The following is a 14,553-nucleotide window of genomic DNA, read 5'->3' as shown; positions in this document are numbered from 1 at the left end:
CCCCTATCGCACAACCTCAACCATGGTTAAGGTCAAGGGGTGTCTACCAGCGGAGGTGCCGTGATGAGCAACGCGGAGGTCCGGCGCCACGAGCTGACGCCCGGGCAGGTCGCTGAACGGGCGGGGATCAGCGTCTCGGCCCTGCACTTCTACGAGCGCGAGGGCCTCGTCACGAGCGTCCGGACGTCCGGCAACCAGCGCCGATACCACCGGGACGTGCTGCGCCGCCTCGCGTTCGTCCGCGTGTCCCAGCGCGTCGGCATCGCGCTCGCCGACATCCGCGCGGCGCTCGCGACCCTGCCCGACGGCCGCACCCCCACCAAGGCGGACTGGGCGCGGCTCTCGCGGGGCTGGCGCGACCACCTCGACGCGCAGATCGACCAGCTCCAGCGGCTGCGCGACGGGCTCGACGGCTGCATCGGCTGCGGCTGCCTGTCCCTGCGCACCTGCACGCTCAACAACCCGGACGACCTCCTCGCGCGCACCGGGCCTGGACCGCGGCGCCTGCTGAGCGAGTCCGCGTCCGAGGCGGATGCGGTCGTCAAGGAAGCGCGCGCCGCACGTCTGTCTCCCTGAAGTCGTCGCCCTGGAACAGGAGCGGCTCGCCGGTGGTCACGGCCAGCGCGTACCCGAACGTGTCGCCGAAGTTGAGGCGGGCCCGATGCCCGGAACCGCGGCCGAAGTCGCGGTGGGCTGCGCGTGCCGTCCGAGCCTGCTCCACCGTGACGGGCTCGATCCGCAGCCCGAGGCTCTCGACGAGCTCGTCGAGCAGCCGGGAACGGGTGGGGTCGCCCAGCCGATCGACCACCGCGCCCGTCTCGACGTAGTTCGCCGCTGAGAGGCGAGGACCGGGGTCGGCTCGGATGGTCGCGAGGAACGCCTCGCGCTCCGGTTCCCCCAAGAGGATCGCCATGAGTGCCGACGTCTCGACGATCACAGGACGGGGAGCCCGTTCTCGTCGTACATGTCCTCCATGATCTGGCGGGCCCGTGCGCGGTCCTCGTCGGTGGTGCGCGCGTCGATCTCGGCCAGCACCTCTGCGATCCGTCTGTTGCGCTCGTCGCGTTCCGACTCCCGCTTCTCCCGTGCCAGGAGCTCCTCCAGCGCCCGCTCGATCACGCTCGTCTGGGACTGGCCCGTGACGCGCGCGGCCTCGCGCGCGAGCGCGTGCACGCGCTCGTTCTTGATGTTGAGGCTCATGCCACCATTCTACCCTGGTAGACAGTTGTTCTACCCAGGTAGAAACAGCGGGACCCAGACACGCTCCGTACCATCGACCTCATGACCACGACGGGCCGGCACCGGCCGGCACCGCCGCACGTCGCGCGCGCACCCCGCCCGGCAGCGGTGCGCCGCGCCGAGGCCGCCGCTCGCGCCAAGCAGCGCCGTCGGGCCCGCCGCCGCCGGACGTTCCTCGTCGGCGCCGTCGTCGTCGTGGTGGTCGTGGCGCTCGTGGTCGCCGTACCGGCCCTGCTCGGCCGCGACCACGGGAGCGCACCGGAGGCCGGCTCGAGCGTCCCCGCCGCCTCCCAGCCGTCCGCCACCCCGACGACGGCGCCCGAGCCCACGGCCCGCGACCTCGCCACCGCGACGATCACCACGGCGTGGACGGACCGCTGGCGGGGGAGCGCGGGCTTCCTCGGGACGGCGAGCGGGCCGGCGTCGTGCACGGGGAGCGAGGACGACCCCACGCGCTGCACCCGGAAGTACGCCGGCGGGACGCTCGTGTGGCGGCCCGCGAAGGACGCGACGACGCCGGGCCAGGGCGGCACCGTGTCCGTCGCGCAGACCGACGACCCGTCCACCGACCTCGTGATCGTGAACAAGAAGCGCCCGCTCGACCCGAAGACCTTCGCCCCGAAGACGCTCGTCGAGGTCGCGGGTCCCGCCGAGGTCATGCGGCCCGAGGCGGCGTCAGCGCTCCGCGCGATGTTCAAGGCCGCGTCCAAGGCGGGACTGCCCCTCCTCGTGCACAGCGCCTACCGCGCGCACGACGTCCAGGCGTCGACCTACGAGGGCTGGGTCGCGGCGCACGGCAAGGAGCAGGCCGACAACGAGTCCGCGCGACCGGGGTACTCGGAGCACCAGACGGGGCTGGCCGTCGACGTGCTCGACGCGTCCGGGTCGTGCGGGGCGATGTCCTGCTTCGGGTCGACGAAGCAGGCCGCCTGGGTCGCGAAGAACGGCTGGCGGTACGGGTTCGTCGTCCGGTACCCGAAGGGCGAGGAGAAGACCACGGGGTACATGTACGAGCCGTGGCACGTCCGGTACGTCGGGAAGAAGGTCGCGGCCGACGTGCGCGCGACCGGCGCGAAGACGCTCGAGGACTTCTTCGGGCTGCCGGCGGCCCGCACCTATTGAGCTCCCCTCGCCGCCTCCCGCACAGCTCCGGACTCGTTCCTGGTGGCTCGGAAGCCTGTCTGAGCGTGCTGCACGGTGGCAGACTCCCTGTCATGACCGCGGGCAAGCGTGACCCGTCGAAGCGAGACGGTCGGCTCCTGACGGCGACCGTCCTGTTCGCCGCGGCGCTCCTGGCCGGGTGCTCGTCGTCAGGCAGCTCGGCGACGGAGCCCTCGGCGTCGCCCCAGGCCATGACGGAGCCCTCCCCGGACCGGCTGGATCCATCGCCCGTCCCCGCGGGGATCGCGGGAACCCTCACCGACCAGCTTCCCGTGCTGGATCGTGCCCCGGCCGGCGCGACGTCGTTCCCGTGGAGGTACGTCGGATCGAGCGACGACTCCCTCCAGGTGATCTACGCGGCCACCGCCTGCTCGACCCTCGACGGCTTCACCGTCGACGAGGACAGAGACGACCTCACGGTCACGGCGTGGGCGACCCAGCCGGACGACGCGCCCTGCGCAGCCTCGCTCATGATCGCCGGCGGGACCGTGCAGCTCCCCGCGCCCCTCGCCGGACGCACCCTCGTCCACGGGCCCGTCACCGCGCGAGTGGCAGACCTGCTTTCCTGATCAGCCGAGGTCACCGATCGGGTCGGGACGCCTCCGCCGCGCACGCGCGTCCCTCCGGATCTAGCGTCGGAGCCATGGCTCACGCCGGTGGTCCGCACCGTCCCGTCCGCCGCGCCCGCGCGGCCGACCTGCGCGACGTCGTCGCCCTCGACCCCGTCTTCGCGCGGCCCGGCGAGGCGACCGAGCTCCCGCGGTTCCGGCTCCCGGACGCGCCATCGCTGCCCGAGACCGCGTACCAGATCGTCCACGACGAGGCCATGCTCGACGGCAACGCGCGGCTCAACCTCGCGACGTTCGTCGGGACCTGGATGGACGACCAGGCGAACCGGCTCATGGTCGAGGCCGCGGACAAGAACGTCGTCGACAAGGACGAGTACCCGCAGACCGCCGCCGTCGAGGAACGGTGCTGGCGCATGCTCGCGCACCTGTGGCACGCGCCCGACCCGCTGCACACGATCGGCACGTCGACGGCCGGTTCTTCGGAGGCGTGCATGCTCGGCGGGCTCGCGCTCAAGCGGCGGTGGGTGGAGGCGCGCCGCGCCGCGGGGAAGCCCGTGGGCACCCCGAACCTCGTCATGTCGAGCGCCGTGCAGGTCTGCTGGGAGAAGTTCTGCAACTACTTCGACGTCGAGCCCCGCTACGTGCCGCTGACCGAGGACCACCGCGTCCTCGACGGCCACGACCTCGACAAGTACGTCGACGAGAACACCATCGGCGTCGTCGCGATCATGGGAGTCACCTACACGGGCATGTACGAGCCCGTCACCGAGATCGCTGCCGCGCTCGACCGCATCCAGGCGGCGACCGGGCTCGACGTCCCCATCCACGTCGACGGCGCGTCGGGGGCGATGGTCGCGCCGTTCGTCCAGCCGGAGCTCGTCTGGGACTTCCAGGTGGACCGGGTCGCGTCGATCAACACGTCCGGGCACAAGTACGGGCTCGTCTACCCGGGGCTCGGCTGGGTCGTCTGGCGGGACGCCGCCGCCCTGCCCGAGTCGCTCGTCTTCCGGGTGAGCTACCTCGGCGGCGACATGCCGACGTTCGCGCTCAACTTCTCGCGACCGGGCGCGCCCGTGCTGCTGCAGTACTACACGTTCCTCCGGCTCGGCTTCGACGGGTACCGCACGGTGCAGCGCTCGTCGCACGACGTGGCCCGCTACCTCGCCGACGGAGTCGCCCGGATCGGCGCGTTCGAGCTGTGGAACGACGGGTCCGACATCCCCGTGTTCGCGTGGCGTCTCGCCGCCGACCACACCGACGCGGGCGCCGGGTGGACCCTCTACGACCTCTCCGAGCGCCTCCGCACGCACGGCTGGCTCGTCCCCGCCTACCCCATGCCCGACGACCTCACCGACGTCACCGTCCAGCGCGTCGTCGTGCGCAACGGCCTCAGCCGGGACCTCGCGGGCGCGTTCCTCGCGGACCTCGAGGCGGAGGTGCGGTTCCTCGACGCCCTGAAGACGCCCATGCCGGCGACGAGGGAGCGGTCGGAGTTCCACCACTGACGGCCTGCTCGAGGCCTGGCGGGACGACCGTGCTGGTGGCACGCTCGTCGGTCATGAGGCGTGGTGCGGCGCGGAGGGTCGTCGGGGGAGTCGTCGTCGGGCTGGCCGTGGCCGGGCTGGCGGCGTGCAGCGGGGTGCAGGGGTCGTCCCCGACGCCGTCGTGGTTCGCCGATCGCGAGCCGCTGAGCCCGTGCGGGTCCGTCACGTCCGCGCCCGGGAGCGACGGTGCCCTCCCCGCGGACGCCCTCGCCTGTCTTGCCGCGGGAGCGCACGACGGCGCCGAGCTCACCGTCGGCAGCTACATCACCGAGGGCGATCTCATCGTCAGCTACTACCGCGTCGGCCCCGGGATCGACGGGATCGAGGTGATCACCGACGCGACCCGAGACGCGTTCGGGCCCCGCGAGTGGAGGCTCGACCGCTGCCCCGACGCGACATCGGTCACCGATCTCGGCACGTGCGCGCCCGCCGGCTGACGCCCCCTCACCGAGCAAGCGGCGTCCGTGTCGACCAAGCAGCGTGTGCCCACTTGCTCGGCGGGGAGCTCGCTTGCTCGGCGGCGGTACTCGGCGGGGATCCTCGTCCTCGGCGACGTCGGAGGAGCGCCCGCACCGACATAGGCTCACGCCATGTCGTTCCCCTATCGCATCGCCGTCCAGCTCCAACCCCAGCACGCCGAGTACAGCCAGATCCGCGACGCCGTCCTGCGCGCCGAGGAGATCGGCGTCGACGTCATCTTCAACTGGGACCACTTCTTCCCGCTCAGCGGTGACCCCGACGGCAAGCACTTCGAGTGCTGGACCATGCTCGGCGCGTGGGCCGAGCAGACCAGCCGCGTCGAGATCGGCGCGCTCGTCACCTGCAACTCGTACCGCAACCCCGAGCTCCTCGCCGACATGGCCCGCACCGTCGACCACATCTCCGGCGGCCGCCTCATCCTCGGGATCGGGGCCGGCTGGAAGGAGAAGGACTACGACCAGTTCGGGTACGAGTTCGGCACCCCCGGCACGCGCCTCGCCGCCCTCGCCGAAGCCATGCCCCGCATCACCAAGCGCCTCGCCGCCGGCAACCCCGCGCCGACCCGCGACATCCCGATCCTCGTCGGAGGCGGCGGCGAGAAGAAGACCCTCCGGATCGTCGCCGAGCACGCCGACATCTGGCACAGCTTCGGCGACGTCGAGACCCTCATCCGCAAGTCCGCGATCCTCGACGAGCACGGCGCGGCCGTCGGCCGCGACACGGCGAACCTCGTCGAACGGTCCGTCGAGGTCAGCCGGCACACGCCCGCCGAGGTCGCCGACGACCTCGTCGCCGCCGGCGCCACGCTCTTCACGGTCGGCGTCAACGGTCCCGACTACGACCTGACGCGGGCGACCGAGTGGGTGGCCTGGCGCGACGCGCAGCGCTGACTCTCGTCGGGGCCCGTCGGTTGTCCGGCTCACCGCCGGGCGGCCTGCGAGGGACGGGGCGCGGATCTACCATCCGGCGCCTCGTCCCTCGGCACCTCCCGCCAGGCCCGCCACGATCCGCGCCCCGTCCCTCTCCGGCCGCCCTCAGGTTGCTCGGCTCGCCGACACCCGGGGTTAGGGTGCCTGCGGCGCTCGCTGTGAAGAGAGAACTGCGCGGGCGGCCGTCAGGCGGCGGGACGGGTCCATGAGGACATGGACGTCGTCGACCCACTGCTCGACGCAGCCCACGCCCCGGGGCAGTGCGAGGACCGCCGGGTCCGTGATCGACGCGCGCACCACCTCCGGCACCGGCGCGACCCCGCGGAACGGGCGGTCGAAGAACGGGACGGTCGCGCCGCCGTCGGGCAGGTCGTCCGGCACCGGCAGGCCGGAGCCGGCCTGGACTGCGAGGAGGACGTCGAGCGCGCGGGCGAGCGCGGCCTCCCGGTCCGGCCAGCCGGTCGCGGCGAGCGCGTCGCGCAGGTGCGGCCCCGCGGCCGACGCGGACGGGAGCGCCGCGAACGAAGTCCCCAGCCACTTCGCGTACGGCGCCCAGCGGCCCTCGAGCACGTGGCCCAGGTGCATCGCGACGCGCGCGAGCCGTCCGGCGAGGACCGCCGAGCCGAGCTCGTCCCCGCGGCTCCCCGTCCGCCCGACGAACGGCAGCTCCTGCCCGAGGTGCGCCCACGCCGAGGCGACGACGTACCGGCGGACGTCGTCGGGGTAGCGGGCGAGGCGCTCGCGGAGGGCCGTGAGCTCGCCGGGGCCGTCGTGGAAGACGGGCCCCGCACACACCTCGAGGAGGCTCTGCCCGGTCAGGGCGAGCCACTGCCACGGCTCGAGGCCGTCCGTCGGGTCGACGCCCAGGCGCGCCACGGCCAGCGCTCGGACGCTCGTGACCTCGACGCGGTGCCGCACCTCGGGGTCCCACGTCGTCGCGAACCGCACCGGGTGCCCGCGCCACGAGGACGGCAGCCGCCCCTCCAGCAGCGCCTCGACCTCGGACACCGCGGCGTCGTCGACGAGCACCGTGAGCCGCAGCCCCCAGTCGTGGTCGCGGGACGTGTCGTCGTCGAACCCGAGGACGTCGGAGCCGCTCCCGAGCCGGCCCGCCGCGTGCGCGACGCCCTCCGCCTGGAGGACGGGCGCGACGGCGTCGTCGTAATAGTCGCGCGCGAGGTCGGCGCCGGCGGGTGCGGGCGGGGACGTCGTCACCCGTGGAACGTACCAGCGAGGGGTCGCGCGCCCGCGGGCCAACACACGGGGACTGCGTTCCATTGCCATATGGTACCTTCGGGCGGCGCCTCACCTCGGCGCCTCACCTCGGCGCTTCACCTCGGCGCGTACAACGCGCTCCAGCGGTTCAGAGCAGAACTAGCAAGGAGCAATTTGTGGAACACCAACGGAGAGTCAAGCGGGTCCTCGGGGCCTTGTTCATTCTCGGCATGACGATCGTGCTAGGAACATCGGCGGCTCAGGCGCTGCCGGGGGAAACTGGGCGTCCGCGTCGTCGCCGCAGAGCGTGAACTATGCGGGCTGGACACCGGCGGCGTACTCGTACGGCACGTGGCAAGGCACCCGCGAAGACCAGGGCCGGGGGTCGCGTATTCAAGACTGGTCGGCGGACAAGACCCGCTCGACCTACGACCGTGGTGGATATACCCGCGAGAACTGGTACTGGAACGGTAGCTACTGCTACGTCTCGTCGTTCTCGTCAGCAGGCGCAGGCGCATCGTGCGTGAGCGGGTGGCACCCAGACGGACACACGAACTCGGGGTCGAACAACAGCACTACAACGTGGCAGTACTGGGAGGACTGGATCGGACTCGACCCGGAAGGCAACAGTGGTCGGGCGAAGATCCAGACGTGCTTCAACGTCAAGGCTGCACCTGATTCGTGCTCCTCGACCTACTACCTGCGCGGCTCGGAGTACTAACCGCGATGTCTGACAGCGTTCTGGAGTTTCGTGGCGTGTCGTTCGGGTATCGCCGGACGACCGTCCTCGAAGGATTCGATCTGACCGTCGGCGGAGGCCTGACGTTCCTCGTCGGTGAGAACGGCGCGGGAAAGACCACGACTTTTCGTCTCGCGCTTGGTGCTCTCCGTCCTCGCCGCGGTTCCATCGTCCGCCACGGCTCCGGGGCGCCCGCAGGACGGCTGCGGCAGAAGTCTGACCTGATCGGATATCTGCCGCAGTCGTTCACCGCACCGCCCCACATGTCGTTGCACCGTTATCTGGAGTACATCGGGTGGCTGAGGCTCATGTCAAAGCATGACCTTGTGTCCGCTGTGCCCCGGGCGCTGGCGCGCGTGGGGTTGGGGGATCGCGCCGCAGACCGCGTCGCGACGCTTTCCGGTGGGATGTTCCGCCGTCTCGGTGTCGCGCAGGCGATCCTTCACGAACCGTCCCTCGTCCTCCTCGACGAACCTACGGTCGGTCTCGACCCGCAGGGACGGGTCGACCTGCGCCGACTTATGCGCGATCTCGCCGAGGACACCGCTGTCCTCTGCTCGACACATCTGCTCGAAGACGCCGGTGCGACGAACGGCACGCTCGTCGCACTGAAGGACGGGCGGGTTGTGTTTCAGGGACACGCGACGGAGTTCCAGACGTTGGCGGCCACTGGGAAGCCGGGGTCGACGGACGAGGGTCTTACCCCGCTGGAAGCCGCCTTCCTCCAATTGATGGGGAAGTCATGAGTGCGCCGGCGACTGCAATGGGGGAATCAACGGTGGAGTTGCCTCGGCGTCCAGAGCCAGCGCCAAGGTGCGCCGACGGTTCGGGCCTCCGCCGCGGGTATCGCTGGGTCTTGTTGGTAGTCGGGCTCGCCTGGGCCGGCACGCTGGCATGGTCGTTCGCGACCGATCTCGACCTCTGGCGCTTCGACCTCCAGCAGGCGCTCGATGGTGCGGGCCTCTACTTATTCTTTATGACGCCGCTCTACGCGGCGGTGAGCGCCTGGCTCGCGGGTCGCGCAGTGGTCGACCTCGGCGTGGTTCTGCCTTCTCTGCCGGGCCGCTCGTTGGTTTGGCGACTGTCATTGATTCGGTTCGCCGTACTCGCGCTGGTTGCACATGGGGTCACTGTGCTGCTCTACGCGGTCACTGCGGTCGTCTCTGGAGCGGTTGGCGGAGCCGACATCGTCGCGCTGGCCGTCCAGTTCCTCGCGGTGGCGGCCTTTTGCGGGTTTGGTGCATGGGTCGGTTCGTACTTCACCGGCTACATCGCGCCGGCCGTGGTCTTTCTCTCGATCCTCGCGGGGAACACAGTCCTCGTTCAGTATGGTTTCCGACGCATCTCCAACGTGGGGACAGGCTCCGCCGACTTCGTCGATCTCACGTTCCGCGTCGGCTACCTTTATCCTCGCGCGCTCATGTTCCTTGCGTTCGTCATCTTTGCGCTCCCCCTGCGGGCCCTTGTGCGGCGACTCGTCGTGGTTCGGTTCGTGTGCGTCCTCGCCGTGTGCGTCCTCGCCTTCAACACCATGTCGGCGCAGGGCGATGTCCTGACATACACGCCGACCACCCCGCGCTGCCACGCAACCCCGGGCGGAGAGCGCGTGTGCGTCCCGAAGTCGTTGGCAGGTGAGGCGCGCCGAGTGGACGAACCGCTCGACCGCGCCCTCGCGCTGCTCCGGGACGAAGGGGTCACCGTTGTTCCGACGCGAACTCGCATTTACTCCCGTGGAGCGACTTCACTCGACCCGGACGCGGTCACGCTGACGATCTCGCCCGCGCAGATTCGCGACGAGGATGAGGTGCGTGCGGCTATCGCGCTCGGCCTGACCTACGCGCAGAACTGCGACGACCCACAGGGAAGGACTGGCCCCCTGACAACGTCCTGATCACACGGGCGCTTCTCGATGGCTGGCTCCAGGGGCAGATGGACGCCGTTCAACCAGGCACGTTTCCCGCGAATCAGCTCGCGAAGCTTGATGCTCTCGATGCGCGTGAGAAGTCCGCAGCCCTCCAGACGATGTTCACCGGTGTGTGGTCATGCTCGAGCACCGTCAGACCGCTGCCGTGACCTCAGAAGGGTTGCGCGAGAGGCTCTACGGCGCCTTACTATTCGCGCGTGCGCGGGTCAGCACTAGGGATTGGGTCGCGCTGTCGCTGTCGTTGTTCGCGTGTGTCCTGCTGCAGGGGCACAGCTTCGTTGCCCCCGTGGTTCCCTGGTCCGTTCAGGTGCTTACTACTCCTCTAGCACCCGCCGTGCCCGCAGCCTGTGTCGTCGTCCTGCTGCGCCGCGTCTCACCGGCGCTCGATACGACGCTGGATGTCGAGCGTCACCAGGCGGCCCGCGCGTTCTGGGTCGCTTTTCTCCTCGTGGCAGGTGTGGTCACCTGTGCTGTGGTGGCGACGATCGCGTCGGGCGGCCGCCAGGACGCTGCGGTGAGCGCGAGGTCGTACGCGTCCTTCTTTGGGCTCGAAGCCGTTGGAGCGAGCCTGTGGGGTGTCGAGACTGCATGGATTGCGCCGGCCTGCGTACTGACGGCCCACATATATTTCGGCCGGACGGCGGACCAAGTGCCGCTTTCCTGGGCATGGATCCTGTCCCCGGCCGGATCCCTCGCTTCCTGGTGCTTCGCGTTCGTGATCGCTGCATCAGCCGTCACCCTTTACATCCTTCGAGACACCGCTGGAGAGACTGATGAACGCACCTGAGCGCCGGACGGGCACAGCATGGCCGAGAGCACTCGCCGTCGTCGGTTCAGTTGCCGCGGCACTGGGTGCCGTCGTCCTGGTCGTGACTGGGCTGCACCTCGTCGGGCAGGTTCGCGATCAGGCCGACGAGTACGCGTGGCTGAGGACTCAGCCGACGATCTCGGAACGCGTGGTGGAAGTCGAGGACATGTATTCGCCCCACCAGGCGAAGGCTGTCTACGTCGCACCTCGGGGCGAACCCGAGGCCTTCATCTCGATGGAGGGCAGCAAACAGCAGGTCAGCCAGATCGGGCAGTCCGTGAACGTCAAGATCGACGCACGCGAGAGTCCAGCTGTGAGCTCTGGCGTCGCTGCCGATGCGGTCAACCGGTCGTTCAGAGGCGAGTATGTGCGCAAGTCGCTTCCATTCGTCGGGGCTGCGGCGCTCGCAGGGATCGCGTGGTGGCTGAGCCGTCGAACGTTCCGTCGGGCGTGAGATAGGTCCCCGCCCTTGAGGGGTCGCGCGCCGACCCGGGACTGCTGCACGAACGGGTGACAGGTGATCTCAGGCGGCGAGTGCGACCTGAGTGGTGATGATGGTCTCGAACTCGATCGGGGTCAAACGTCCCAGACGCTGCTGGCGACGGCGCCGGTGGTAGGTGCGTTCGATCCAGGTGATGATCGCGATTCGCAGGTCGTGGCGGGTGGCCCACCTGCGCCGGTCCAGGACGTTCTTCTGCAGGAGCGCGAAGAACGACTCCATCGCGGCGTTGTCACCGGCGGAGGCGACCTGGCCCATGGATCCGACCAGGTCATGACGTCGCATCGCGGCCAGGAATTTCCGGCTTCGAAACTGGCTGCCCCTGTCGGAGTGGACGATGCATCCGGCCACGTCGGCACCGTCCACGGCCCGCCGGGCGACGGCGTTCTCGAGCGCCCGGACGGCCAGGGAGGACTTCATCCGGTCGCTGATGGAGTACCCGACGATCCGGTTCGAGTACACGTCCTTGATAGCGCACAGGTAGACCTTTCCCTCGCCGGTGGGATGCTCGGTGATATCCGTCAGCCACAGCTCGTTCGGTGCCTCGGCGGTGAAGTCCCGGTTCACGAGGTCGTCATGCGCGGGCGGCCCGGGTCGCTTGCCGCCCTTGCCCTTCTTCTTCCCGAACACGCACCACCACGAGTTCTCTGCGCAGCGACGCCACATGGTTCGGTCGCACGCCTCGTGCCCGGCCTCGCGGGCCTCGTCCGCGAGCAGCCGGTACCCGTACTCCGGGTCGTCACGGTGGGCGTCGAACAGGGCGTTGGCGAGGTAGGCCTGCTCCAGCTCACGGTCGGTCACCGGCTGCGCGAGCCACCGGTAGTAGGGCTGGCGAGCGAGTTCGAGCACCCGGCACGTCACCGCGACGGGGATCCCGTCACCGGCGAGCTCACGGACGAGCGGGTAGCTCATTTTCCCGGCAGGTGCGCCTGGGCGAAGTACGCCGCAGCCCGGCGGAGCACCTCGTTCTCCTGCTCGAGCAGACGCACCCGGCGACGTGCTTCGCGCAGCTCGGCCGACTCGGACGCGGTCACGCCGGGCTTGGCGCCGTCCTCGACGTCAGCGGCGTGCATCCAGTTGCGCAGGCACGACTCGGAGATGCCGAAGTCCTTCGCGATCTGCTTGACCGGGGCCTCGCCGCGACGGGCGACAGCCACGACATCGTCGCGGAACTCCTTGGGATGGGGTGCGGGCACAAGGCACATCCTTCCAGTGACGCCTCACGGCACCACAAGTGAGGTGTCACCTATCCGTGCAGCAGTCCCCCCGGCCCGCGCGAGACTTGAGGCCATCCGGCGGCGCGGCGGGAGGCGTCCATGAGCAGCGCGAGCACGCAGACCCAGGAGACCGGTGCGGGCGGTGCGCCGCCGGGGTCACCGGTCCGGGTGGTCGCACTCGTCGGGCACGGGGGCGCCGGCAAGACGACGCTCGCCGAGGCGATCCTCCACGTCACCGGCGCGATCCCGCGGCCCGGCCGGGTCGAGGACGGCAGCACCGTGACCGACACGGAGCCCGAGGAGGTCGCGCGCGGCATGTCGCTCGCGCTCGGCGTCGCGCACGCGACCTGGACCGGGCCCGACGGCGCGCCGCGCACCCTCACGCTCCTCGACGCGCCCGGCCACCCCGACTTCGCCGGCCAGGTCGACACGGCGCTCGCGGTCGCGGACGTCGCGGCCGTCGTCGTGAGCGCGGCCGACGGCGTCCAGGCCGGGACCCGGGCGGCGTGGGCAGCAGCGCGCGACGCGGGGGTGCCGCGTGTCGTCGTCGTGACGCAGGAGGACAAGGCGCGCGCCGACTTCCAGGCGGTCCTCGCGGACCTGCGGACCTCGCTCGGCGCGGACGGCGACGAGCTCGTGCCGCTCGAGCTGCCCGTCGGGGAGGAGTCCGCGTTCCACGGGGTCGCGGACGTCCTCACCGAGGCCGGCTACGCCTACGACGACGACGGCCACCACCACGACCAGCCCCTCACCGACGCCGTGGCCGCGCAGGAGCACGCGCTGCACGTCGAGGTGACGGAGGACATCGTGTCCCACGACGACGCGCAGCTCGAGGCGTACCTGGGCGGCGACGAGCCCGAGGCCGCCGAGCTGGAGCGGACCCTCGCGCACGAGGTCGCGGACGGCGCGGCGTTCCCGGTGCTCGTGGCGTCGGGGCTCACGCGGACGGGCGTGGACCGGGTCGCGGACCTGCTGTGGGAGCTCGCGCCGTCGGCCGCCGAGCGCGACCGGGTCGTCCTGCTGGGCGACGAGCCGGTCGCGGTCGCCGCGGACCCCGGGGAGAGGTCCTCGCGCACGTGTTCCGCACGGTCGCGGACCCGTTCGTCGGGCAGGTCTCGCTGTTCCGCGTGCTCTCGGGGACCGTGCGGTCGGGGGACCGGCTCACCAACGCGACGACCGGTGCCGGCGAGCGCCTGCACGGCCTGTTCCGCGTCCAGGGCAAGGACCACCACCCGGTGGACGGGCTCGCGGCGGGCGAGGTGGGCGCGGTCGCGAAGCTCGTCGGGACGCCGTCGGGCACGATCCTGTGGGCACGTCCCGCGGGCGCCGGGGGGACGGGGGCGCGTCCCGTGGCGCCGCCCGCGCGCCAGCCCGTCTACGGCCTCAGCCTCGTCCCCGTCTCCCAGTCCGACGACGACCGCATGTCGACCGCCCTGGCCCGGCTCGTCGCCGAGGACCCGACGCTGCTCGTCGAGCGCGTCGCCGCACCCGGCGGGGACGCGACCGTGCTCCGGGGCCTCGGGGACACGCACCTCGCCGTAGCGCTCGATCGCCTCGCCCGCGTGTTCGGGGTGCACGTCACGACCGGGCCCGTGCCCGTCGCGTACCGCGAGACGCTGGCCCGGCGCGCGCAGGCCGAGGGCAAGGTCAAGAAGCAGTCGGGCGGGCACGGGCAGTTCGCCGTCGTCGAGCTGCGGGCCGAGCCGCTGCCGCGGGGGCCGGCTTCGAGCTCGTCGACAAGGTCGTCGGGGGCGCGATCCCGCGGTCCTACCTGCCCGCCGTCGAGAAGGGCCTGCACGACGCGCTCGCCGCGGGCGGACCCCACGGGTACCCCGTCGTGGACGTGCGGGTCGAGGTGTACGACGGCAAGGCCCACTCGGTCGACTCGTCCGAGATGGCGTTCCGGACCGCCGCGGCCGCCGGGCTGCGGGAGGCGCTCGCCGACGCCGGGACGGTCGTGCTCGAGCCCGTGAGCCGGGTGGTCGTCACGGTGCCGTCGGAGGTGCAGGGCGCGGTGCTGACCGACCTGTCCGGGCGACGCGGGCACGTGGCCGCGACCGAGGGTCCCGACGACGCCGGCCGGGTGAGCGTCGTCGCGAGCGTCCCCGAGGCCGAGCTCGCCCGGTACGTGCTGGACCTGCGCTCGCTCACGGCGGGGCAGGCCGAGCTCACCATCGAGCCCGAGCGGTACGACGTCGCCCCGCAGCGCTGAGCTGCTCCCACCGCGAA

At 71.1% G+C, this 14,553-nt stretch carries 16 protein-coding genes and 2 pseudogenes; 14 read left to right on the top strand and 4 right to left on the bottom strand.

Annotation, left to right across the window (positions count from 1 at the left end; genetic code table 11):
- Nucleotides 1–63 precede the first annotated feature (63 nt).
- A complete protein-coding gene (gene soxR / locus QQK45_RS05770) occupies nucleotides 64–576 on the top strand; it encodes a redox-sensitive transcriptional activator SoxR (RefSeq protein ID WP_284292448.1) in 513 nt (170 codons plus the stop codon).
- On the opposite strand, the gene QQK45_RS05765 is transcribed toward soxR, so the two are convergent.
- Nucleotides 542–913 (bottom strand): type II toxin-antitoxin system VapC family toxin, encoded by a 372-nt coding sequence (locus QQK45_RS05765; protein ID WP_284292447.1) that lies wholly within the window; start codon nucleotides 911–913, stop codon nucleotides 542–544. The genes soxR and QQK45_RS05765 overlap by 35 nt on opposite strands.
- 20 nt (nucleotides 914–933) lie before the next feature.
- On the bottom strand, nucleotides 934–1,200 hold the full coding sequence (locus QQK45_RS05760; protein ID WP_284292446.1) for a type II toxin-antitoxin system VapB family antitoxin: 267 nt from the start codon (nucleotides 1,198–1,200) through the stop codon (nucleotides 934–936).
- Nucleotides 1,201–1,281: 81 nt separating this feature from the next.
- Here QQK45_RS05760 and QQK45_RS05755 point away from each other — a divergent pair, with 81 nt between their 5' ends.
- The 5 genes from QQK45_RS05755 (at nucleotide 1,282) to QQK45_RS05735 (ending at nucleotide 5,883) form a co-directional block, all read left to right on the top strand.
- Nucleotides 1,282–2,361, top strand: coding sequence for a M15 family metallopeptidase (locus QQK45_RS05755; protein ID WP_284292445.1), 1,080 nt, complete (start codon nucleotides 1,282–1,284; stop codon nucleotides 2,359–2,361).
- A gap of 92 nt (nucleotides 2,362–2,453) precedes the next feature.
- A complete protein-coding gene (locus QQK45_RS05750) occupies nucleotides 2,454–2,969 on the top strand; it encodes a hypothetical protein (RefSeq protein ID WP_284292444.1) in 516 nt (171 codons plus the stop codon).
- 74 nt (nucleotides 2,970–3,043) lie between these two features.
- Complete coding sequence (gene gad, locus QQK45_RS05745) at nucleotides 3,044–4,474, top strand: glutamate decarboxylase (RefSeq protein WP_284292443.1); 1,431 nt, start codon at nucleotides 3,044–3,046, stop codon at nucleotides 4,472–4,474.
- Between the two features lie 35 nt (nucleotides 4,475–4,509).
- Nucleotides 4,510–4,950, top strand: coding sequence for a hypothetical protein (locus QQK45_RS05740; protein WP_284292442.1), 441 nt, complete (start codon nucleotides 4,510–4,512; stop codon nucleotides 4,948–4,950).
- Nucleotides 4,951–5,103: 153 nt separating this feature from the next.
- On the top strand, nucleotides 5,104–5,883 hold the full coding sequence (locus tag QQK45_RS05735) for an LLM class F420-dependent oxidoreductase (RefSeq protein WP_284292441.1): 780 nt from the start codon (nucleotides 5,104–5,106) through the stop codon (nucleotides 5,881–5,883).
- Between the two features lie 174 nt (nucleotides 5,884–6,057).
- On the opposite strand, the gene QQK45_RS05730 is transcribed toward QQK45_RS05735, so the two are convergent.
- Complete coding sequence (locus QQK45_RS05730) at nucleotides 6,058–7,137, bottom strand: DUF4037 domain-containing protein (RefSeq protein ID WP_284292440.1); 1,080 nt, start codon at nucleotides 7,135–7,137, stop codon at nucleotides 6,058–6,060.
- Nucleotides 7,138–7,444: 307 nt separating this feature from the next.
- Between QQK45_RS05730 and QQK45_RS05725 the strand changes: the two genes are divergently transcribed.
- The 5 genes from QQK45_RS05725 to QQK45_RS05705 all read left to right on the top strand — a co-directional run bounded on the left by QQK45_RS05725 (nucleotide 7,445) and on the right by QQK45_RS05705 (nucleotide 11,062).
- Complete coding sequence (locus QQK45_RS05725; RefSeq protein ID WP_284292439.1) at nucleotides 7,445–7,858, top strand: hypothetical protein; 414 nt, start codon at nucleotides 7,445–7,447, stop codon at nucleotides 7,856–7,858.
- Nucleotides 7,859–7,863: 5 nt separating this feature from the next.
- A complete protein-coding gene (locus QQK45_RS05720) occupies nucleotides 7,864–8,622 on the top strand; it encodes an ABC transporter ATP-binding protein (RefSeq protein WP_284292438.1) in 759 nt (252 codons plus the stop codon).
- A 110-nt stretch (nucleotides 8,623–8,732) separates the two neighbouring features.
- Complete coding sequence (locus tag QQK45_RS05715) at nucleotides 8,733–9,767, top strand: hypothetical protein (protein WP_284292437.1); 1,035 nt, start codon at nucleotides 8,733–8,735, stop codon at nucleotides 9,765–9,767.
- Between the two features lie 151 nt (nucleotides 9,768–9,918).
- Nucleotides 9,919–10,587 carry a hypothetical protein gene (locus tag QQK45_RS05710; RefSeq protein WP_284292436.1) on the top strand — a complete coding sequence of 223 codons (669 nt, stop codon included), beginning with the start codon at nucleotides 9,919–9,921 and terminating at the stop codon, nucleotides 10,585–10,587.
- Nucleotides 10,574–11,062, top strand: coding sequence for a hypothetical protein (locus QQK45_RS05705; protein ID WP_284292435.1), 489 nt, complete (start codon nucleotides 10,574–10,576; stop codon nucleotides 11,060–11,062). The genes QQK45_RS05710 and QQK45_RS05705 overlap by 14 nt, the downstream gene beginning before the upstream one ends.
- A gap of 69 nt (nucleotides 11,063–11,131) precedes the next feature.
- Here the strand turns inward: QQK45_RS05705 and QQK45_RS05700 are convergent.
- Nucleotides 11,132–12,303 (bottom strand): IS3 family transposase gene (locus QQK45_RS05700; RefSeq protein ID WP_431310233.1). Its coding sequence is split into 2 segments (ribosomal slippage): nucleotides 11,132–12,022 and nucleotides 12,025–12,303, totalling 1,170 coding nucleotides; the frame shifts between segments, so codons are not numbered across the junction.
- Between the two features lie 120 nt (nucleotides 12,304–12,423).
- Here QQK45_RS05700 and QQK45_RS22980 point away from each other — a divergent pair.
- From QQK45_RS22980 to QQK45_RS21945, 3 genes and pseudogenes are all read left to right on the top strand, one after another.
- A pseudogene (locus tag QQK45_RS22980) lies at nucleotides 12,424–13,254 on the top strand (GTP-binding protein); the annotation flags it as partial.
- Nucleotides 13,255–13,298: 44 nt separating this feature from the next.
- Nucleotides 13,299–14,212, top strand: a pseudogene (locus QQK45_RS22975) (elongation factor G); the annotation flags it as partial.
- Nucleotides 14,213–14,218: 6 nt separating this feature from the next.
- On the top strand, nucleotides 14,219–14,536 hold the full coding sequence (locus QQK45_RS21945) for a hypothetical protein (RefSeq protein ID WP_431310321.1): 318 nt from the start codon (nucleotides 14,219–14,221) through the stop codon (nucleotides 14,534–14,536).
- The last annotated feature ends 17 nt before the right edge of the window (nucleotides 14,537–14,553 follow it).

The organism is Luteimicrobium album (assembly GCF_030161555.1).
Classification (GTDB): domain Bacteria; phylum Actinomycetota; class Actinomycetes; order Actinomycetales; family Cellulomonadaceae; genus Luteimicrobium; species Luteimicrobium album.
Note: the sequence above shows the minus strand (reverse complement) of the source record. Positions and strands in the feature narration are given on the sequence as shown.